This window comes from Pseudomonas sp. MWU12-2319, assembly GCF_023242525.1.
Classification (GTDB): domain Bacteria; phylum Pseudomonadota; class Gammaproteobacteria; order Pseudomonadales; family Pseudomonadaceae; genus Aquipseudomonas; species Aquipseudomonas gingeri_D.
On sequence record NZ_JALJES010000010.1, the window covers coordinates 224,336 to 245,134 of the forward strand.

The 20,799-nt window shown below is 63.1% G+C and carries 21 protein-coding genes; 10 read left to right on the plus strand and 11 right to left on the minus strand.

What is annotated here, in order from left to right; genetic code table 11:
- The first annotated feature begins 82 nt into the window (after positions 1-82).
- The gene (locus tag M5C01_RS18045; protein WP_103499620.1) at positions 83-1,012 is read left to right on the plus strand and encodes a LysR family transcriptional regulator; all 930 of its coding nucleotides are present in this window, start codon (positions 83-85) and stop codon (positions 1,010-1,012) included.
- Here the strand turns inward: M5C01_RS18045 and M5C01_RS18050 are convergent.
- The 11 genes from M5C01_RS18050 to M5C01_RS18100 all read right to left on the minus strand — a co-directional run bounded on the left by M5C01_RS18050 (position 990) and on the right by M5C01_RS18100 (position 11,457).
- On the minus strand, positions 990-1,781 hold the full coding sequence (locus M5C01_RS18050) for an amino acid ABC transporter ATP-binding protein (RefSeq protein ID WP_152739745.1): 792 nt from the start codon (positions 1,779-1,781) through the stop codon (positions 990-992). The two genes, M5C01_RS18045 and M5C01_RS18050, sit on opposite strands and share 23 nt — an antisense overlap.
- Positions 1,774-2,424, minus strand: coding sequence for an ectoine/hydroxyectoine ABC transporter permease subunit EhuD (gene ehuD / locus M5C01_RS18055; RefSeq protein ID WP_152739746.1), 651 nt, complete (start codon positions 2,422-2,424; stop codon positions 1,774-1,776). Before ehuD ends, M5C01_RS18050 begins: the two co-directional genes overlap by 8 nt.
- Positions 2,425-2,426: 2 nt before the next feature.
- A complete protein-coding gene (gene ehuC, locus M5C01_RS18060) occupies positions 2,427-3,098 on the minus strand; it encodes an ectoine/hydroxyectoine ABC transporter permease subunit EhuC (protein ID WP_152739747.1) in 672 nt (223 codons plus the stop codon).
- A gap of 41 nt (positions 3,099-3,139) precedes the next feature.
- Positions 3,140-4,015 (minus strand): ectoine/hydroxyectoine ABC transporter substrate-binding protein EhuB, encoded by an 876-nt coding sequence (gene ehuB, locus M5C01_RS18065; RefSeq protein ID WP_152739748.1) that lies wholly within the window; start codon positions 4,013-4,015, stop codon positions 3,140-3,142.
- A gap of 332 nt (positions 4,016-4,347) precedes the next feature.
- Positions 4,348-4,707, minus strand: a complete 360-nt coding sequence (locus M5C01_RS18070; RefSeq protein WP_103499615.1) for a Na+/H+ antiporter subunit G — start codon at positions 4,705-4,707, stop codon at positions 4,348-4,350.
- A complete protein-coding gene (locus M5C01_RS18075) occupies positions 4,704-4,982 on the minus strand; it encodes a K+/H+ antiporter subunit F (RefSeq protein WP_100943305.1) in 279 nt (92 codons plus the stop codon). Before M5C01_RS18075 ends, M5C01_RS18070 begins: the two co-directional genes overlap by 4 nt.
- Positions 4,979-5,467 (minus strand): Na+/H+ antiporter subunit E, encoded by a 489-nt coding sequence (locus M5C01_RS18080; RefSeq protein WP_103499614.1) that lies wholly within the window; start codon positions 5,465-5,467, stop codon positions 4,979-4,981. The genes M5C01_RS18075 and M5C01_RS18080 overlap by 4 nt, the downstream gene beginning before the upstream one ends.
- Positions 5,464-7,131 carry a monovalent cation/H+ antiporter subunit D gene (locus M5C01_RS18085; protein WP_152739749.1) on the minus strand — a complete coding sequence of 556 codons (1,668 nt, stop codon included), beginning with the start codon at positions 7,129-7,131 and terminating at the stop codon, positions 5,464-5,466. Before M5C01_RS18085 ends, M5C01_RS18080 begins: the two co-directional genes overlap by 4 nt.
- Positions 7,128-7,472: a Na+/H+ antiporter subunit C gene (locus M5C01_RS18090; RefSeq protein WP_005789164.1), complete on the minus strand. Its 345-nt coding sequence runs from the start codon at positions 7,470-7,472 to the stop codon at positions 7,128-7,130. Before M5C01_RS18090 ends, M5C01_RS18085 begins: the two co-directional genes overlap by 4 nt.
- Entirely contained in the window at positions 7,472-10,390 is a 2,919-nt protein-coding gene (locus tag M5C01_RS18095; protein ID WP_152739750.1) for a monovalent cation/H+ antiporter subunit A, read from the minus strand. Before M5C01_RS18095 ends, M5C01_RS18090 begins: the two co-directional genes overlap by 1 nt.
- A gap of 116 nt (positions 10,391-10,506) precedes the next feature.
- Positions 10,507-11,457: a DMT family transporter gene (locus tag M5C01_RS18100; protein ID WP_152739751.1), complete on the minus strand. Its 951-nt coding sequence runs from the start codon at positions 11,455-11,457 to the stop codon at positions 10,507-10,509.
- Positions 11,458-11,540: 83 nt separating this feature from the next.
- Here M5C01_RS18100 and M5C01_RS18105 point away from each other — a divergent pair, with 83 nt between their 5' ends.
- The 9 genes from M5C01_RS18105 to M5C01_RS18145 all read left to right on the plus strand — a co-directional run bounded on the left by M5C01_RS18105 (position 11,541) and on the right by M5C01_RS18145 (position 20,796).
- The gene (locus M5C01_RS18105) at positions 11,541-12,104 is read left to right on the plus strand and encodes an XRE family transcriptional regulator (RefSeq protein ID WP_103499610.1); all 564 of its coding nucleotides are present in this window, start codon (positions 11,541-11,543) and stop codon (positions 12,102-12,104) included.
- Positions 12,105-12,385: 281 nt separating this feature from the next.
- Positions 12,386-13,588 carry an SfnB family sulfur acquisition oxidoreductase gene (locus tag M5C01_RS18110; protein WP_152739752.1) on the plus strand — a complete coding sequence of 401 codons (1,203 nt, stop codon included), beginning with the start codon at positions 12,386-12,388 and terminating at the stop codon, positions 13,586-13,588.
- A gap of 9 nt (positions 13,589-13,597) precedes the next feature.
- Positions 13,598-14,053 (plus strand): hypothetical protein, encoded by a 456-nt coding sequence (locus M5C01_RS18115; protein WP_152739753.1) that lies wholly within the window; start codon positions 13,598-13,600, stop codon positions 14,051-14,053.
- Complete coding sequence (locus M5C01_RS18120; RefSeq protein WP_152739754.1) at positions 14,043-15,440, plus strand: LLM class flavin-dependent oxidoreductase; 1,398 nt, start codon at positions 14,043-14,045, stop codon at positions 15,438-15,440. Before M5C01_RS18115 ends, M5C01_RS18120 begins: the two co-directional genes overlap by 11 nt.
- 277 nt (positions 15,441-15,717) lie before the next feature.
- Complete coding sequence (locus tag M5C01_RS18125) at positions 15,718-16,713, plus strand: AMP-binding protein (RefSeq protein ID WP_152739755.1); 996 nt, start codon at positions 15,718-15,720, stop codon at positions 16,711-16,713.
- Positions 16,710-17,486: an ABC transporter ATP-binding protein gene (locus M5C01_RS18130; protein ID WP_152739756.1), complete on the plus strand. Its 777-nt coding sequence runs from the start codon at positions 16,710-16,712 to the stop codon at positions 17,484-17,486. The genes M5C01_RS18125 and M5C01_RS18130 overlap by 4 nt, the downstream gene beginning before the upstream one ends.
- Complete coding sequence (locus M5C01_RS18135) at positions 17,486-18,367, plus strand: branched-chain amino acid ABC transporter permease (RefSeq protein WP_152739757.1); 882 nt, start codon at positions 17,486-17,488, stop codon at positions 18,365-18,367. The genes M5C01_RS18130 and M5C01_RS18135 overlap by 1 nt, the downstream gene beginning before the upstream one ends.
- A 3-nt stretch (positions 18,368-18,370) precedes the next feature.
- On the plus strand, positions 18,371-19,420 hold the full coding sequence (locus M5C01_RS18140) for a branched-chain amino acid ABC transporter permease (RefSeq protein ID WP_152739758.1): 1,050 nt from the start codon (positions 18,371-18,373) through the stop codon (positions 19,418-19,420).
- Positions 19,421-19,455: 35 nt separating this feature from the next.
- Positions 19,456-20,796 (plus strand): ABC transporter substrate-binding protein, encoded by a 1,341-nt coding sequence (locus M5C01_RS18145; protein WP_103494301.1) that lies wholly within the window; start codon positions 19,456-19,458, stop codon positions 20,794-20,796.
- The last annotated feature ends 3 nt before the right edge of the window (positions 20,797-20,799 follow it).

Consider the following 20,799-nt stretch of genomic DNA (forward strand, 5'->3'; position numbering starts at 1 on the left):
GCGCAGTGGGTAAATTATTGATAGCCTGATCGATCAAGTCTAGTTTCTAATTGTGATGAAACGATAACTTTGGTTGATTGATATGGACCTGCGGGATCTCACCTATTTCGAAACCATTGCCGAGCTGGGTCATCTGGGCCGCGCGGCGCAGAAGCTCAATCGCAGCCAGCCGGCGCTGACCAAGAGCATCCAACGGCTGGAGGAGTCGTTCGGCACCAAGCTGTTCGAGCGCGAGGGCCGACGGATCAAGCTGACGCCGGTCGGCGAGTTATTGCAGCAGCGCGGTCGGCAGTTGCAGCAGAGCATTGCCGAGACCCACCGTGAAATACGCGATTTCGCCAGTGGCGTGCTGGGCAATATCCGCCTGGGCTGCGCGTCGAGCATGGCCGAATACCTGCTGCCGCAACTGACTGCGGCCTTGCTGGAGCGGGCGCCGGAGATCACTTTGAGCCTGGCGATCGGCCAGGACGATATGTTGCGCGAATCCCTGCGTTCCGGACGCCTGGACATGGTGATCTGCCCACTGTTCGACGATGACCCCCAGCTGTTGTCGCATCCGCTGTTCGATGACGAAGCGGTGGTGGTTGCCAGTCGCAATCACCCGATCTTCGACGCGCCGATTCGCCTGAGCGAGCTGGGGCGTTATCGTTGGGTGTTGCCTGCGTCGGGTGTTTCATCCCGACGCTGGATCGACAATGTGTTCCTGGCTCACGATCTGCCGCTGCCCTCGGTGCAGATCGAGACCAACACCATTTCGCTGCTACCGCGGCTGATCGGCCAGACCCGCCTGTTGAGTTTCCTGGCACGGGAAACCCTGGAGGATGTGAAGGGCGCGACGCACCTGCGCGAAGTGCGGCTCAAGGAAACCACCATGAAGCGTACGCTGGTGGTGTCGGTGCGGGCCGGCGCTTACTTATCGCCAGCCGCGCAGACCATGCTCGACCTGCTCAAGCGCGATGGCCGGGCGTTTTTCAGCGCACGGCGAGCCGTTAACGCTGCTCGACCCGATTGAGAAAGCGCCGGGTGCGTTCGTTGTCCGGCTCCACCAGGATCTGCCGGGGCGTGCCGTCGGCGACAATACGCCCGGCCTCCATGAACAGCACCCGGTCGGCGATGTCCTGGGCGAACTTCATTTCGTGGGTCACCAGCAGCATGGTCACCTGTTGCTCATGGGCAATCGTGCGAATCACCTCCAGCACTTCGCCCACCAGTTCCGGGTCGAGGGCCGAGGTCACCTCGTCGAACAGCATCACCTTCGGACGCATCGCCAGGGCCCGGGCGATGGCCACCCGCTGCTGCTGGCCGCCGGACAGCTGGGCGGGATAGGCATCGGCCTTGTGGCTCAGGCCGACCATCGCCAGATAGGCCTGGGCGCGGTCCAGGGCTTCTTCGCGACTGACCTTGAGCACCTGCAACGGCGCCTCGGTGATGTTTTCCCGAACGGTCAGGTGCGGGAACAGGTTGAACTGCTGGAAGACCATGCCGACCCGATGCTCCACCGGGGCTTTTTTCGTGCCGGGCCAGCGCCAGCCGCCGCCCTTGGCGCTGACCGCCACGCCGTCGACCTCGATGTGGCCCTGCTCGTAGCTTTCCAGGCCCTTGATCAAGCGCAATACGGTGGATTTCCCCGAACCGCTGGGGCCGATCAGCGCGACTTTCTGCCCTTGGGGAATGCTCAGGTCGAGGTGGTCGATGACCCGGGTCGCGCCGAAGTGCTTGACCACCTGGGTGAGGCGGATCTGTGCCGGCGCCGTGGCCGCGAGGTGTACAACGTCAGACATGGCTGCGCCTTTCCAGGTACTTGAAGAGCAGGGAAGTCGGCACGCTGATGATCAGGAACAGCACGGCCATCAGCGTATAGGGTTCGGTGTAGCGATAGCTCATCCCGGCCACCTGCTTGGCGGCCTGGAACAGCTCCGGAATGGTGATCACCGCCAGCAGCGGAGTTTCCTTGAACATGCCGATCAGGTAGTTGCCCAGCACCGGCAGCATCGGTTTCAGGGCCTGGGGCAGGATGATCCGGCGCCAGGTGGTGGCTGTGTCGAAGTCCAGCGCCCGGGCGGCTTGCCACTGGCCCGCCGGTACACCGTCGATGGCACCGCGATAGGCCTCGGCGATATAGGCGCTGTAGTAGAGCCCGAGGCCGATCACCCCTGTGGAGATCGCCGGCAGGGTAATCCCGGCCGAGGGCAGGGCAAAGAACAGCACATAGAGCTGGACCATCAGCGGCGTGTTGCGAAAAAAGCTCAGATAGCCCTGGCAGCCGCGCCGTATTGCGCTGACCGATGAGCGTTGGGCAATCGCCAGGATCAGCCCGAGCAGTACCGCCAGGAGGAAACCGAGCACCACCACCTGCACGGTGACCAGCAGGCCACGCAGCAGGTCGGGCAGGATCGACCAGGCAAACTCGAAGTCGAATTCCATGGTTACTCCCGGCGCCAGGCCGAACTGTGGTGTTCATAACGCCGCACCAGCCAGGTCAATGGCCAGGCCATGACGAAGTAGCAGACCAGCACGATGCTCCAGATCAGCGTCTGTTGCCCCAGCGTGGTCACCAGCTGATTGCCGGAAAAGGTCAGGTCGCTCAAGGTGATCAGCGACACCAGCGAAGTGGTCTTCATCAACTCGACCAACTGGTTGCCCAGCGGTGGCAGCATAAACGGCAGGGCCTGGGGCAGGATGATCCGCCGAAAGGCCGCCAGCGGCCCGAAGTCCAGGGCGCGCAAGGCATCACGTTGCCCGGCGCTGACATTCATCAGCGCCGCGCGGACGATCTCCGAGCCGTAGGCCGAGAAAGTCAGGCCCAGGCCGATCACCCCGGTGGTCATCGGCGACAGGCTGATACCGAACAGCGGCAGGATAAAGAACAGGTAGAACAGCAGCACCAGGGCCGAAATGCCACGCAGCAGCTCGACATAGGCGCTGGCGAACCAGCGCAGCGCGCGCCAGGGCGACAGGCGCATCAGCGCGATCACCAGCGACAGCACCAGTACCAGCAGCTCCGCGAGGAAGGTGATTTGCACGGTCACCCACGCGCCATGGGCCAACTGGCGCGCGATGAACAGGGCCGTTTCCACGGCCGGGGTATCGAGGGACATGGCCTGTACTCGTGTGGGTTTGAGGCCGTTTCAGCGTCTGGTTACTGGCTGCAACGTTGGGCGGCGGTGACGTCCAGGTCGGGCAGCTCGTTTTCGGTGTAGTCGTATTTCTGCAGGATCTTCAGCAACTCACCGGAGGCCCGCAGCTTGGCCAACTGTTCGTTGAAGGCCTGGGTAAAGGCCGGATCGTTTTTCGGCAGGCCATAGGATTGGTAGTTCCAGCTTGGCTTGCCCTGGGCATCGGGGATCTGCGCGAAAGGCAGAGCGCGTTCGATAGCGGGGTTGGCGGCTTTCTTGAGCAGGCCGATGATTTCCGCGTCGGGGAAATACACCACGTCGATACGTCCGGCCTCCAGGGCGGAGAGGGCTTCGGTGTCCTTGTCGAACAGCACCAGATTGGCCGCTGGAACGCCGCTGTCGCGGGCTTCCTGGACCTGGTTGGTGCCGGCCTGGGTGGCCAGGCGTGCCTGGCCGTTGTTGGCGACATCCTTGAGGCTGTGCAGGTTCAGCGGGTTGCCGGCCTTGACGATGAAGGCGCCGCCGGAGCGGGTGATCGGGTTGGAGAAACCGATGACCTTGCAGCGATTGGCGTTGATAAAAAGGCCTTCGCCGATCAGATCGAAACGCTTGGCGGTGACACCGGGGACCAGGGAACCGAAGTCGGTGATCGGGGTTTCCAGCTTGTGGATGCCCAGCGGTTCGAGAATCGCCTTGAGCACATCGACATAGGCGCCGGTGACCTTGCCGTCGGTGTCGATGTAGGCGTACGGCTGCTCATTGGCGATACCGGCGCTGAGGCCTTGGCTACGACCCTTTTCCAGCAGGCCCGCGGCCAGGGCCGAGGAGGACGGGGCTAGGTTCAACAGCACGCTGGCGCACAGCGCGGCCGGCAACGACAGGGACTTGATAGCGTTCATGGAGGACCTGGAGAGAATGGAAAGGGGTGCCAGACAGTTAAGCCGAATACATGACCCGTAGGCGCCGGCTTGCTGGCGAAGAGTCCGTGAGGACGCTAAAAGCTTCGCGGGCAAGCCCTGCTCCTACAGGTTAGGTGGCATTTTTGAGATCCCATTTCCTTAACTGACTGGCGCCGGCGACAAGTCCACTTGTCGCCAGTCCAGCCTGGCCCGAGGGGGTGTTCAGCCTCGACTGACAGAATCTGAAAATGATTTTATCGATATAAGCGAAAAGTTTTAAATATCGTTAAGTGATAAGCATATGTTGTTTGCCGAGGGTAAAGCGGGTGCCCTCAGCTCCCGCCTTCGGTACGCCCGCTGCTGACTTCCGCCGGCACATCATCCCCAGCCATGCGCTTGCGGAACAGCCCGGTCCGGGCCAGCAGCAGGGTGGTCACCGGCACAGTGATCGACAACAGGATCGGAATCAGCCAGGCGTGGATCACCGGCTCCGACTTGAGTGCAGAAAAGTACAGGATCGAGGCCAGCGCCACGCACCAGGCGCCAAGGGTCGAGGCCAGTGCCGGCGGGTGCATGCGCTGGAAGAAGTCCTTCATGCGCAACAGGCCGATGGCGCCACACAGGGCGAGCAGGCTGGCGGCCACCAGCAGAAAGGCCACCGGAATTTCGATCCAGAGGGATAACGGGTTCATTCGATCACCTCGCCACGCAGAAGGAATTTGGCCAGGGCAAACGAGCCGACAAAGCCGAACAGGGCAATCAGCAGCGCCGCTTCGAAGTAGGTATCACTGGCGTAGCGGATGCCCAGTACCAGCATCATCAGCATGGCAATCAGGTACAGGTAGTCCAGGGCCAGGACCCGGTCTTGCGCCGACGGGCCCTTGAACAGCCGGACCACGGTCAGCACCAGCGCCACGCTGAAGATGAACAGGCTCAGCAGGATCGCATTGGCGAGCAGTGCGCTCATTCGAAGATCTCCATCAGAGGACGTTCGTAAGTCGTCTTGAAGTGCTGGATAAAACCGTTTTCGTCGTCCAGGTCGAAAACGTGCAGTAGCAGGACGCTGCGGTCCAGGGCCAGTTCCGACCAGACGGTGCCGGGAACCACCGTGCAGATCATCGACAGCACGGCCAGGCCGTTGGCATCGCGCAGGTCCAGGGGCACCTTGACGAAGGCCGAACGCGGCGCACGGCGTCCGGCGTTGAGCACGCCCCAGGCAACGGCGAGGTTGGACAGCACCACGTCGGCACCGACCCGAAAAAACAGGCGTAGCATCACCCCGGGGCGACGGATACGGATCGGCCGCGGGCGCAAGGGCGCCATCATCACCGGAGCGAAGACGCCGAGGGCCGCACCCAGCAGCAGGTTACCCGGACTGACCGACAGGTTCAGCACCAGCCACAACAGCCACAGCGCCAGGGACAGCCACGGCGCGGGGAACAGGCGTTTCATGGCTGTACCTCCACGGCGGTGGTCGGGTTAGGCACCGGGCGAGCGGCCTGCACGGCGCTGATGTACTGTCCGGGGTTGTCGAGGGAGTCAGCCGCCGCCTGGGTGTAGCGCAACAGCGGCTCGGCGTTGACGGTCAGCAGGATGCACAGGCCCAGCAGGGCAAAGATGGGCAGGCATTCGAAACGCCGTAGCGCTGGCGACGGCCGCTCCTGGGGTGTCCAGAAACGCGAGATGCCCATGCGCGAGAAAGCCAGCAGCGAAGCGAGCCCGGACAGCACCAGCAAGGCCAGCAGGCCCCAGGCCGCCAGGGAGATCGGCGCATCGATGCCCAACCCTTTCGGATTGAGCAAGGCGCTGAGCAAGGCCAGCTTGCCGATAAAGCCGGACAGCGGCGGCATGCCGATGATCAGCAGGGCGCAGGCGATAAAGCTCAAACCGAGGAAGGCCATGGTCCAGGGAATGACCTGGCCGACCACGGCTTTCTGTTCATCGTCCAGGTTGGTGCCGGGCCTTGGGTGCAAGGACTCCAGCCGCCGGGGCAGCGGGTCGATGTCCTCTTCCAGCGGTAGTTCGTTGGCCGAACGTGAGCGTTCGATCAGTTCGGCCAGCAGGAACAGCGCACTCAGGGCCAGGGTCGAGCTGACCAGGTAGAACAGCGCGCCGGCCGTGAGGTTCGGTTGGGCAAAGCCGATGGCCGAGAGCAGGATCCCCGCCGAGACCAGAATACTCAGGCTGGCCATGCGTTCCAGGCGCTGGGCGGCGAGGATTGCCACGGCGGCGCAGGCGATGGTCGCCATGCCGCCGTAGATCAGCCAGTCACCGCCGAAATGCGCCGAGGCACCGGCCTCGCCGGAAAACAGCAAGGTCCACAGCCGCAGCAGCGTGTAGATCCCGACCTTGGTCATGATCGCGAACATCGCCGCCACCGGGGCGCTGGCGGCGGAGTAGGCGGGCACCAGCCAGAAGTTCAGCGGCCACATCCCGGCCTTGGCCAGGAAGGCCACGGCGAGAATCGCCGCGCCCGCATGCAGCAGCCCGCGATCGGTTTCCGGCACCAGCGGGATCTTCAGCGCCAGGTCGGCGAAGTTCAGGGTGCCGGTAACGCCATAGATCAGCGCCGCGCCGATCAGGAACAACGACGAGGCCAGCAGGTTGATCGCGATGTAGTGCAAGCCCGCCGACACCCGCGAGCGCCCCGAACCGTGCAGGACCAGGCCATAGGAAGCGGCCAGCAGGACTTCGAAGAACACGAACAGGTTGAACAGGTCGGCGGTCAGGAAAGCGCCGTAAAGGCCCATCAACTGGATCTGGAACAGCGCGTGGAAGCTGGCGCCGGCACGGTCCCAACGGGCCATGGCGAACAGCAGCGCGCTGACGCCGATGATCCCGGTCAGCACCAGCATCAACGCAGAGAGACGGTCGACCACCAGCACGATGCCAAATGGCACCTGCCAGTTGCTCGGCAGGTAGACGCCGATGGAGCCGGTTTCGCCGGCCTGGGTGCCGATCAGCAAGAGTACCGAGATGCCCAGGCCGATCAGGCTCGAGCCCAGGTTGAGGCGGGCCTTGAGTGGCCGGTGCTTCTCGCCGAGCATCAGCATCAGCGCCGCCGTAAGCAGCGGCAGCAGGATCGGGGCGATGATCAGGTGCGACATCGGGTTCATTCCTTGGGCTCCCGGCCATCGACATGGTCGGTACCGGTCAGGCCGCGCGAGGCCAGCAGCACCACCAGGAACAGCGCGGTCATGGCGAAGCTGATCACAATGGCGGTGAGCACCAGGGCCTGGGGCAGCGGGTCGGTGTAGTTGAGCAGGTCCTGGGGCACGCCGTCCTTGATGATCGGCTCCTTGCCGATAAACAGGCTGCCCATGCTGAAGATAAATAGATTGACCCCGTAGGACAGCAGGCAGAGGCCCATCACCACCTGGAAGGTCCGTGGACGCAGCACCAGCCAGACGCCGGAGGCCGCGAGCACGCCAATGGCAATTGCAATGACTTCTTCCATCAGGCGGCTCCTGGCTTGGGTTGGGCGCCGAGTTGCTGGCTCGGCCGATGGGCGCGGACCGACTGGTGCGCCAGGGCGGTGAGGATCAGCAGGGTCGAACCGACCACCACCGCGTACACGCCGATATCGAAGAACAACGCGCTGGCGACATGGATATCCCCCAGCAACGGCAGATGCAGGTGGGCGGTGTGGGTGGTCAGGAACGGATAACCGAGAGCCATCGCCCCCAGGCCCGTGACCGTGGCGAACAGCAGGCCGGTGCCCATCCAGCGCAACGGCCGCAGGCTCATCTGTGCTTCAACCCACTGGGTGCCGGCGACCATGTATTGCAGGATAAACGCCACCGACATCACCAGCCCGGCGACAAAACCGCCACCCGGCTGGTTATGCCCGCGCATAAACAGGTACATCGAGACCACGAAGGCGATCGGCAGCAGCAAGCGCACCAGCACCGCCGGCACCATCATGAAGCCCAGGGCGGTGTCGCTGGCGCTGCGCGGGTTGACCAGGTCGGTGGCCACGTCCGGGGCCAGTTGGCGCTGCTGGTTGGGTAGTTCGAGGCTTTCCTTCGGCGGACGGAAGCGGCGCAGCAGGGCGAACACGGTCAGGGCGGTGGCCATCAGCACGGTGATTTCACCGAGGGTGTCGAAGCCACGGAAGTCCACCAGCATCACGTTCACCACGTTACTGCCGCCCCCTTCGGGCAGGGCACGACTGAGGTAGAACGAGGAGATATCGTTGGGCGTCTGGCGGGTCAGCATGGCGTAGGACAGCAGGGCCATGCCGCCGCCGACCCCGACTGACAGCAGCAGGTCGCGCAGGCGGCGAATCCGCGCCTTGCGCATGCTGCTTGGCAGCGGCGAGACCTCTTCGATACGCCGTGGCAGCCAGCGCAGGCCCAGCAGGATCAGTACCGTGGTCACCACTTCCACCACCAGTTGGGTCAGGGCCAGGTCCGGCGCGGAGAACCAGACGAAGGTGATGCAGGTCATCAGGCCGCAGACGCTGACCATGATCATGGCCGCCAGTCGGTGGTACTTGGCTTGCCAGGCGGCGCCCAGGGCGCAGGCGATGGCCAGCAACCAGAGGGTGACGAAGACGATGGAACCGGGGATCTTCGGCCGGTCGCCCCAGGACAGGCTGCTGTGCAGCATCGGGATCAGGCCGGCAACCACCGCCGCCAGCACCAGCAGGAACAACTGGGTTTGCAGGCGCTGGGTGCTGACCCGGCGCTCGATGCGCCGGGCGTAGCGCATGATGGTCACCAGGCAGCGCTCGAACAGGCGCTTGCCGTTGAGGCGGCCGATCAGCGGTGGACGGCTGAAGCGGCCGCGCTTGAGTTGCTTGCGTAGCAGCAGATAGAGCAGCACGCCGCCGGACATGGCGATCAGGCTCATGATCATCGGCGCATTCAGGCCGTGCCAGATCGCCAGGCTGTACTCGGGCAAGACCCCGCCGACCACCGGCAGGGCCGCGGTGGCGAGTATCGAGCCGACCACCTGGGCCGGGAAAATCCCCACCAGCAGGCAGGTGAACACCAGCAGTTCCACCGGCGCGCGCATCCAGCGCGGCGGCTCGTGAGGCGTGTGGGGCAGGTCGGTGGCCTTGGGACCGAAGAACACATCGACGGTAAAGCGCAGCGAGTAGGCGACGCTGAAGGTACCGGCGAGGGTGGCAATCACCGGCAGGGCCGTTTCGACCCAGGCCGTGGAATTGATGAACACCGTTTCGGCGAAGAACATTTCCTTGGAGAGGAAGCCGTTGAGCAGCGGCACCCCGGCCATGGAGGCACTGGCGACCATCGCCAGGGTCGCGGTGAACGGGATCAGCTTGATCAGGCCGCTGAGCTTGCGGATATCGCGGGTGCCGCTTTCATGGTCGATGATGCCGGCGGCCATGAACAGCGAGGCCTTGAAGGTCGCATGGTTGAGAATGTGGAACACCGCGGCCACGGCGGCCAGTGGGCTGTTCAGGCCCAGCAGCAGGGTGATCAGGCCCAGGTGGCTGATGGTGGAGTAGGCCAGCAGGCCCTTGAGGTCGTTCTGGAACATGGCGCAGTAGGCGCCGAGCATCAGGGTTGCGGCGCCCGCGCCACCGACAATCCAGAACCACTCGTCGCTGCCGGAGAGCGACGGCCACAAACGCGCCAGGAGAAACACCCCGGCCTTGACCATGGTCGCCGAGTGCAGATAGGCCGAAACCGGAGTCGGTGCGGCCATGGCGTGGGGCAGCCAGAAGTGGAAGGGGAACTGTGCGCTCTTGCTCAGGGCGCCGATCAGGATCAGCGGCAGCAGGACCGGGTACAGGACGTGGGCGCGGATTTTATCGCCGGCCGCCAGCACAGTGTCCAGGTCATAGCTGCCGACCACATGGCCGAGAATCAATACCCCCGCCAACAGGCACAGACCGCCGGCGCCGGTAACCGTCAGCGCCATATAGGCACCGCGACGGGCATCACTGCGGTGGTGCCAATAGCCGATCAGCAGGAAGGAGAACAGGCTGGTCAGTTCCCAGAAGAACACGATCTGGATCAGGTTGCCGGACAGCACCAGGCCGAGCATGGCGCCCATAAAGGCCAGGAAAAAGGCGAAAAAGCGCGGTACCGGGTCTTCCGGCGACATGTAGTAGCGAGCGTACAGCGACACCAGGGTACCGATGCCCAGCACCAGCATGGAGAACAGCCAGGCGAAGCCATCCAGGCGCAGGACGAAGTTCAGCCCCAGGCTGGGCAGCCAATTGATGGTTTCGTGAATCACGCCGCCGTGGGCGATCTGCGGGTAGAGCAGCGCCATCTGCAGGGTGCCGACCAGGGCGATGACACCGGCCAGGATGGATTCGCTATTGCGTGCGTTATGCGGCAGCAGGGCCGCCAGACAGCTGCCGATAAAAGGCAGAAGCAGTAGAACTATCAGGGACATAGGCTTCTAATCTGCAGGAGTTTGCGAAGGATCATACGTGGCGCGCCGGAGATCACCAACCCAGAACCTGTGGCAGAATCCTACAAGGTAGGTGGCAAATGCCTGATTTGCCCTGTTTATTTGTTCGGATCCAGCCCTTCGGCTTCCGCAGCCTCTTCGACTGCCTCGGCCCGTTGTTTGCCCTTGGTCTTCAACTCACTGACGATCACCGCCGCGACAATCAACGCAGCCCCCAGCAGCGCAATCCCCGGCAGGCGCTCACCCGCCAGACGCCCGGCAATCCCCGCCCAGACCGGCTCCCCGGCATAGATCAAGGTGGCACGGGTCGGCGAAACACTCTTCTGCGCCCAGTTCATCGCCACCTGAATCGCTGCACTGGCGGCCCCGAGGCCGACGGCACTGGCCAACAACAACCAGGAAAACTCCGGCAACGCCTCCTGGGTCGGCACGATCATCAGAAACGCCAGGATCGACGCCGTGGCCAACTGCACCACGGTCACCCGCCGTACATCGACCTTGCCGGCATAGTTGCTGATCAGGATGATTTCGGCGGCGATCGCGATGGCGCTGATCACCGTGGCGATTTCCCCGGAACTGAAATTCAGCTTCGCGCCGTTAGGCCCGGACAACAGCATCAAGCCGGTAAAGGCCAGCATGATCCCGATACTCGGCATCAGCCCCGGACGTTTGCCCAGCACCAGCCATTGCAGCAGCGGCACAAAGGGCACGTACAACGCGGTGATAAACGCCGACTGGCTGCTGGGAATGCTTTGCAGGCCCACGGTTTGCAGACCGTAGCCGAGCATGATTGCGGTGCCGATAAAGAATCCCGCCTTCAGCTCGAAAGCCGTAATGCCCCGCAGGCTGCGGGCCGAGAACAAGGCGACGATGCACGCCGCCGCGGCAAAGCGCAGGCCGACGAAAAACATCGGGCCGCTGACGGTCATGGCGTTCTGCACCAGCAGAAAGGTACCGCCCCAGACCATGGTGATCAGGATCAGCACGCACTCGGCCTTGCTGAACCGCAGGGTCGAGGCAAACGAGGTGTTGGGGTTCGCCGCAGTCATGGCCTTGCACACTATTCGGGTGAGACGCACAATGCGCCGAAGCTGGGCAGTATACTGCGCAAACCAACCAAGTGAGCAATATAGTGCACAAAGAAACTTCGCAACGGGCTTCGGTGTTGCAACACGTCAGCTTGAATGTGCGTCGCCTGCGCCATGAGGCTCAGTTGAGTCAGACCGCGTTGTCGGAAAAGTCCGGGGTCAGCCGCCGTATGCTGGTGGCGATCGAGGCAGGGGAGAAGAATGTCAGCCTGACCACCTTGGACCGGGTGGCCGAGGCGTTGGGTGTGGCTTTCAGCGATCTGATCCAGGCGCCGGATGTCCGCGACCCGAGTCGGATCAACGAGGTGGCCTGGGCCGGGGTGATTCCGGGGAGCAAGGCGGTGTTGCTGGCCAAGGCCATGGCCAGTCGCGAAGTCGAACTCTGGGAGTGGCGCCTGGAGCCGGGGGAGCGTTATGACTCGGAGCCGGACTGCGATGGCTGGAGTGAGCAGATCTATGTCTTCGAAGGTTGCCTGACGGTGGTGCTCGGGGAGCAGCCGCGGTTGGTAGCGGCGGGGGAGTTCTTTATGTTTCCCAGCAACCAGCCCCACGGCTATCGCAACGATGGTGATGTGGCGACGCGCTTTATCCGCAACGTTGTATTGTAGGAGCGTGGCTTGCCCGCGAAGCTTTTGGCGGCCTCAAGGGCCTCTTCGCTGGCAAGCCAGGCTCCTACAGGTTCGCGGTGTTCTTAAATTTCCATCTCCATCTGCCCCAATACCAACTGTTGCCAGGGCAACAGTGTCTGGACAGTTTGCTGTTTTACAGCTGCGATCAATTCTAGGTTTTTATTTTAAGCGACTGAAAAATATAGATTTTAATTTCAGGCACGACTCCTGCTATGTCCTTGTCATGCGTTTTGCATTTTCAAGGACTCGGGAGTCGGTCTATGACAACTGTCGCCAAACCTGCCTACACCGCCCATATCATCCGTTCGGATGAAGAGGCCATTGCCGCGGCCAGAACCCTCGCGGCGCGTTTTGCCGTCGAAGCCGGCGTACGTGACCGCGAGCGACGCCTGCCCGTCGCCGAACTCGATGAATTCGCCGCCAGCGGCCTGTGGGGCATCACCGTTCCCAAAGCCTACGGCGGTGCCGGCGTTTCCTATGTGACGGTGGCGGAAGTCATCAAGATCATTTCCGCTGCCGACTCGTCCCTTGGCCAGATCCCGCAGAACCACCTCGGTGTGCTGGATATCCTCCTGCAAACCGCCAGCGAGGAACAAAAGCATTATTACTTCGCCAAGGTGCTGCAAGGTTATCGCTTCGGCAATGCCTTCTCCGAAGCCAAGAGCAAGAACGCCGGCACCTTCGACACCCGTATCCGTTTCGACGGCGACACCGCACATATCGACGGTGAGAAGTTCTACTGCACCGGCGCCTTGTTCGCCCATATCGTCCCGGTGGTCGGGCTCGACGAGGCCGGTAATGCGCAGATCGCCTTTGTCGAGCAGGGCACCCCGGGCCTGACCATCGTCGATAACTGGGACGGCTTCGGCCAACGCACCACCGCCAGCGGCAATGCGCTGTTCAACGACGTGAAGGTACCGCGCAGCAGCGTGATTCCAGCCCACCAGGCCTTCGACCGGCCCACCGCCAACGGCCCGATTTCCCAGATCATCCAGGCGGCGGTCGACACCGGTATTGCCGTCGGTGCCCTCGAAGAAGCCAAGCGTCATGCCCGTCAAGCGCGGCCGTGGATCGACAGCCAGCAGGAACATGGCTGGCAGGACCCGTTCACCCAGGCTGCCATCGGCGATCTTGAATGGCGGGTACACGGCACCGAAGCCATCCTGGAAAAGGCCGGCCTGGCAGTCGACCACGCCCTGGCGCAGCCCAGCGAAGACAGTGTTGCCCTGGCCTCCGTGGTGGTGGCCCAGGCCAAGGTGCTGTCCGCCGAAATCGCGTTGCTGGCCAGCAGCAAGATTTTCGAGCTGGCCGGCACCCGTTCGGTACTGGCCAGGCACAACCTCGATCGCCATTGGCGCAACGCCCGCACCCACACCCTGCATGACCCGGCGCGCTGGAAATACCACCTGATCGGCAACTACCTGCTCAACGGCGTCAAGCCGGCCCGACATGCCTGGAACTAGGAGCCCACGATGAACGCATTGACTCATCCCGCCAGTCACCAGCCCGCCCTGGCCCGAGTGGCAAGCGACCTGCGTAACGCCCGCCAATCCCTGGAACGGACCCTGGGCGTTGCGCGCGGCCATGCCCGACTGGCCAACGATCACCAGGTCATCGGCAAGTTCGGCGACCTGCAGATTCGCATCGAGGTGGCGGCGGCGCTGCTGGAGCGCGCCGAACGCATTGCTGCCGGCAACCAGGACGAGGCCGAAAAGACCATTGCCGTCGCCGAAGCCAGTATTGCCATCGCCGAAGCCCTGGCGCAGGTCGGACAGGTTGAACAGGAACTGACCGGCCAACGCCCCGAGTGGTCGCCCAGCCATGATCCGCTCCAGGATCCGTTGCATCTCAAATACCGATTGATCGGTGACTTGCGCCTCAATGGCGTGGTTCCACCGAGTGCCAGGAGTGCTGTCGATGTCCCGTGAAATCCGCCTCAATGCCTTCGACATGAACTGCGTCGGCCATCAGTCGCCCGGACTGTGGGCTCACCCGCGTGACCGTTCCTGGCAATACAAGGACCTGGAGTACTGGACCGACCTGGCGAAGATCCTTGAGCGTGGCAAGTTCGACGGCCTGTTTATCGCCGATGTGCTGGGCATCTATGACGTTTATAACGGCAATGGCGACGCGGCGATTCGCCAGGCGGCCCAGGTGCCGGTGAACGACCCGTTGCAGTTGATTCCGCCCATGGCGCTGGTGACCGAGCACCTGGGGTTCGGCCTCACGGCTTCGTTGTCCTTCGAGCATCCGTATCCTTTTGCCCGACGTCTTTCCACCCTCGATCACCTGACCAAGGGGCGCGCCGGCTGGAACATCGTCACTTCGTACCTGGAAAGCGGTGCGAAGAACCTCGGCCAGCGTGCCCAGACCGAACATGACGCCCGTTACGACTATGCCGAGGAGTATCTGGAGGTCTGCTACAAACTCTGGGAAGGCAGTTGGGAAGACGGCGCGATCCTGCGCGACCGGGCGCGCAAGGTGTTCAGCGACCCGAGCAGGATCCACGAGATCCAGCATGTCGGCAAACACTTCCAGGTGCCGGGTATTCACCTGTGCGAGCCGTCGCCGCAACGTACCCCGGTGCTCTACCAGGCCGGCGCGTCCAGTCGTGGCAAGCAGTTCGCCGCCGAGCATGCCGAGTGCGTGTTTGTCGCCGCACCGTCCAAGGTGCTGCTGAAAAAGGTCGTGGCCGATATCCGTCGGCGCGCGGCCGAGGCCGGTCGGGACCCGAAAAGCATCCTGATCTTCAACCTGCAGACGGTGATCCTTGGCGAGACCGATACCAAGGCCAAGACCAAGTTCGAGGAATACAAATCCTATGTCAGCTACGAGGGCGCCATGGCGCTGATCTCGGGTTGGACCGGGATCGACTTCAGCCAGTTCAAGCCCGATGAGCCGCTGCGGCATGTGCACACCAATGCCATCCAGTCGGCGGTGGAGACCTTTTCCACGGCGGACCCGAACCGGATCTGGACGCCCAATGAACTGGCTGACTGGGTCGGGATCGGTGGGTTTGGGCCGCTGTTTGTCGGCAGCCCGGAAACCGTGGCGGATCTGCTGCAGGAGTGGGTTGAAGAGACCGATGTCGACGGTTTCAACCTGGCCTATGCGCTGACCCACGAGACCTTTGTCGACGCGGTGGACTTGCTGGTGCCGGAGTTGCAGAAGCGTGGTGTGTACAAGACCGAGTATGCCCCGGGGACCTTGCGCGAGAAGTTGTTCGGCGCGGGGCCGAAGCTGGCGGATATCCATCCGGGGGCGGGGTATCGGGATCTGGCGGCGTTGCGCGGGAAGAGCCTGCGATCAGCCTGATACCGAGTGGGGCAGGGATTCTCGTGCTGACCTTCAGGGCCCTTTCGCGGGCAAGCTCCGCTCCCACAAGGTTCGAGTTGTCCCGGCCAGTGCGCACGACACAAAGCCTGTGGGAAATGTTTGAGTTGCCCTGGCCAAAGCGCACAACACAAAACCTGTGGGAGCGGAGCTTGCCCGCGAAGAGGCCCCTGAGAGCACCAATATCTCCATAGACAAACCTGTATTTCACAATCGCCAGCGGACCACCGCACGCCAAACGACTGAACGAGGTTCCGCCATGAGCGTGCATGAACTGAAACGTCCGCCCGTCATCCATCCGCCGCACCCTGAAACGGTTTCGATCTTTACGGGTGCTCTTGAGCAGCTGCGCCACTGGGCCCAGGTCAGCCCGTTGCAGAGCGCCTTGCGCCACAAGCGCCACGGGCAATGGCACAGCTGGCGCTGGATCGATGCCTTGCGCGAAGTCGAGCGCCTGGCCGACGGCCTACGCCAACAGGGTTTCACCGCCGACTCACGCTTGGCCGTCAGCGGCTCACTGGAACCGAACCTGTTGCTGCTGGCACTGGCCGCCCATTCCATCGGCGCTCAGGTCCTGAGCCTGGCCCCGGACCTGAGCGCCGAAGTCCTGGCCCAGACCTTCTGGCGACTGCACCCCAGCCACGGCTTTGTCGACAGTCGCCAGCAACTGCTCAATTGGCTAGCTGCCGGCGATTCAAGTGCCGCCCCAGCAGTGCTGATCGCCAATCAGCTACCGGGACGCCAGCCGGGTTCACCGAGGCAAAACGTGCTCGCCTTCGCCAGCCTCAGTGGCGACAACCAGGAGCCGCGCCCGCTGGTGCGGTGGCGTGCAACAAGCGCCCAACCTCAGCTATGGAGTGAAGAAGATAGCCAATGGCAGGGCGGCTTGAGCGTGGTCCTGGAGCAATGGCTGAACACCGGCCACAGCCTGGCTTTCCCGGAAAGCCGCGACAGCGCCAGCCGTGATCGACGGGAACTCGCGCCGTCCGGCCTGCTGCTGTCAGCGGAGCGCCTGCAAGTGCTGGCCGACGAAATCGAACAACGCCTGGCTCCTCCGGGCAGTTGGCGCCGGCGCCTGTGCGAATGGTCACTGGCCCATCCCGAACGACTCGTGGCCCGCCTGCTCAAGCAGCGTGTGCGGCGCCTGCTGGGCTTTCAGCGTCTGCAATACATCTGGCAACCGGCGACGCCATCGAAAGTCCCGGCGGCCTTCAATCAATGGCGGGTCGATGCCCCAGGACGGAAAAGCGCATGAGTACCCTCGAACCTATTTTGCAAGTACGTGACGTGTCGCTGTCGTTCAAGGGCGTGAAGGCCATCAATGCACTGTCATTCGACGTGCCGCGCGGCGAGATCTGCGCCCTGATCGGGCCCAACGGCGCGGGCAAGAGCTCGTTGCTCAACCTGTTGAACGGGGTCTACCGCTTCGACAGCGGTGAGATCGTCTTCGAGCAGCAGCGCTTTCACCGTATCGATCCCCTGGACGCGGCCCGTCGCGGCATTGGCCGGACCTTCCAGAACAATGCGCTGTTCAAGAAGATGAGCGTGATCGACAACCTCCTGACCGGGCTGTCGCGGCATATGCGCAGCCACTTTCTCGAACAGGCCCTGGGCTTGCCCCGGGCGCGTCGGGAGGCCGAGGCCTTTCGCCTCAAGGCTCAACACATTCTCCAGTTGCTTGAACTGCAGGCCGTGCGCGATGTGCCGGTGGGCACCTTGTCCTATGGCCGGCAAAAACGCGTGGAGCTGGGCAGGGCGCTGATTGCCGGTCCCACGCTGTTGCTGCTGGACGAGCCCATGGCCGGTATGAATGCCGAAGAAAAGCAGGAAATGGCGCGGTTTATCGCCGACGTCAATCGCGATCTCGGTACCACCGTGGTGCTGATCGAACATGACATGGGGGTGGTGATGGGGTTGTCCGATCATGTGGTGGTGCTCGACTACGGGCGCAAGGTCGGCGACGGCACGCCGGCCGAAGTGCAGGGCAATCCCGAAGTGATCGCGGCCTACCTGGGAGCAGTGCACTGATGGCGTTTTTTCTCGAAACCCTGATCGGCGGATTGCTCGCCGGGACCCTGTATTCGCTGGTCGCCATCGGCTTCGTGCTGATCTACAAGGCCAGCGGCGTGTTCAATTTTGCCCAGGGCTCGATGCTGCTGTTTGCCGCACTGACTTTTGTCAGCCTTCACGACCAAGGCGTGCCGTTCGCCCTGGCGTTGCTGCTGACGGTCGGAGTGATGGTGATCGGCGCGCTGCTGATCGAGCGCCTGGTATTGCGGCCGCTGGTCAACCGTTCGCAGATCACCCTGTTCATGGCGACCCTGGGCCTGTCGTTCATTATCGAAGGCCTGGCACAAGGGCTGATGGGCTCCCAGGTCCGTGCGCTGGATCTGGGCATCGACGACGTGCCGCTGTTTGTCCACGGGATGATGCTCAGCCAGTTCGACCTGATTGCCGCCGCTGCCGCCGTGGTCCTGGTGGTGGTCCTGGCGCTGCTGTTCAACAAGACCCGGATCGGCGTATCGCTGCGGGCGGTGGCCGACGACACCACGGCGGCACTGTCCATCGGCATCAACCTCAACCGCATCTGGCAGATCGTCTGGGCGGTGGCCGGCTGTGTCGGTCTGGTGGCGGGCCTGCTCTGGGGCGCGCGCCAGGGGGTGCAGTTTTCCCTGTCGCTGGTGGTGCTCAAGGCCTTGCCGGTGTTGATCATCGGCGGCTTTACCTCGATCGGCGGGGCGATTGTCGGCGGGTTGATCGTCGGCGCCTCCGAGAGCCTCGCCGAAGTCTATATCGGGCCGCTGATCGGCGGCGGCATCACGCCCTGGTTCGCCTATGTCCTGGCGTTGGCCTTCCTGTATATCCGCCCGGCTGGCCTGTTCGGCGAGCGGGCCATTGAGCGAGTCTGAAGCATGTCCGTTCCCGTAATGAGTGAAACCGCACCCTGGGTGCTGATCGAGCGGCGCCTGCCATGGTCGTTGCTCGGCCTGCTGGTGCTGGCATTTGGTGTCGTGCCGCTGGTGGGCAACGATTATTGGCTGAGCGCGATCCTGATCCCGTTCCTGGTGCTGTCCCTGGCGGGGCTGGGGCTCAACCTGCTGACCGGCTACACAGGGCAGACCTCGGTCGGCGCGGCGGGCTTCATGGCAGTGGGGGCCTTTGCCACCTACGGCTTTCTGCTGCGTCTGCCGGAATTGGGCTTGCCTCTGGCGCTGCTGGGCGGCGGCATCATCAGCGGCTTTGTGGGCTTGCTGTTCGGCCTGCCCAGTTCGCGGATCAAGGGCTTCTACCTGATGGTCACCACCCTGGCCGCGCAGTTTTTCCTCGAGTGGTTGTTCGTCAAGTTTCCCTGGTTTTACAACTACGGATCGTCCGGGACCATTTCCGCTCCGAGTCTGTCGTTGCTCGGGCATGACCTGAATACCCCGGTGGGCCGCTACCTGCTGACCCTGGTCACGGTGCTGCTGCTGACCTGGGTCGCGCGCAACCTGGTGAACAGCCAGACCGGGCGCAACTGGATGGCGATCCGCGATATGGACACGGCCTCGGCGGTGATCGGTATTCCGGTGGCGCGCTACAAGCGCCTGGCATTTGCCGTCAGTTCGTTCTACCTGGGCATCGCCGGGGCGCTGTGGGCGTTCGCCTACCTGGGCACCGCGAGCGCCGGCAGTTTCGATATCAATCGGTCGTTCCAGATCCTCTTCATCATCATTATCGGCGGCATGGGCAGCATCGCCGGCAACTTTGTCGGCGCGGCCTTTATCTGCCTGCTGCCGATCCTCCTCAGCCATCTCGGGCAGGCCTTGCTCGGTGGCGCGGTGGATGCCGGGCAGTTGCAGAACCTGCAAAAAATCATCTTTGGCGTGCTGATCATCCTGTTCCTGATCAAGGAACCGGAAGGGCTGATCCGCCTGCTGAGCAACACCCGCGAACGGATCCGGCACTGGCCGTTGCGCTTCTGACTTCCGATTTCCCATCCCTGGAGAACGATTCCACCATGCGTGCACTTTTCAAACGTTCACTGACGGCTGCGGCCCTGGCCCTGACGGTTCTCGGCACTGCGGCGCCGATGGCCCAGGCCTCGCCCGACCAGCAATTCTTCCCCCTGGCCACCTACCGGGTCGGCGCCTATGCCTCCAGCGGCGTGCAGGTCTGGGCCGGGATGATCGACTACCTCAACTACATCAACGAGGTGGAAGGCGGGATCAACGGCGTCAAGCTGGTCTGGCAGGAGTGTGAAACCGAATGGACGGCGGAGAAGGGCATCGAGTGCTACGAGCGCTTCAAGAACGGTCTGGATGGTGCGCCGGTGGCGGTCTATCAGCCTAACGGCGCGCCGGCGGCTTACGCCCTGAGCGAGCGCGCGGAAGTCGACAAGATACCGTTGATCACCCTCGGTTACGGCCGTACCGAGGCCACCGACGGCAAGGTCTTCCCCTATAACTTCCCGGTGATGCTGACCTTCTACAGCGAAGCCTCAACCCTGGTGAATTACATAGCCCAGCGCGAAGGCGGCTTCGACAAGCTCAAGGGCAAGAAGATCGCCACCGTCTACCATGACTCGGCCTATGGCCGTGAAACCCTCGGGCCGCTGAAACTGCTGGCGGAAAAATACGGCTTCGAGAATATCCAGATTCCAGTAGCTGATCCGGGCAACGAACAGTCGGCGCAATGGCGGCAGATTCGCCAGCTCAATCCGGACTGGGTGTTCCTGCGGACCTGGGGTGTATCGACGCCGGTAGCGGTCAAGACCGCCGCGCGCTTTGGCTTCCCGGTGGACCATATCGTCGGTGATATCTGGGCCAGTTCCAGCGAAGATGTGTTGCCGGCGGGTGCGGCGGCCAAGGGTTATCTGGCGTTGACGCCTTACCCGGCGGGCGCGGACTTCGAGATCCACAAGCGCCTCAAGCAATACATCCTCGACAAGGGCAAGAGCGACCTCAAGGACCTGAACAACTTCGGCAGCGTCTACTACAACTCCGGGCTGGTGAACGCGGCGATTGCGGTGGAAGCCATTCGCACCGGGCAGGCCAAGTTCGGCAAGCGGCCGCTGCATGGCGAAGAAGGGCGTTGGGGCCTGGAGCATCTGGATATCGATGATGCGCGACTCAAGGCCATGGGCTTCTACGGCCTGATGCAGAACCTGAAACTGTCCTGCAGCGACCATGAAGGCGGCGGTTCGGCGCGGGTCCAGCAATGGGACGGTAGCCACTGGAGCCTGGTCAGCGACTGGATCGCGGCGGATCGGGCGCTGTTGCGGCCATTGATCGACGAGAAGTCGGCAGCCTTTGCGGCAGAAAAACACCTGACTCCGCGCACCTGCGCGGCGGGCGAGTAAGCC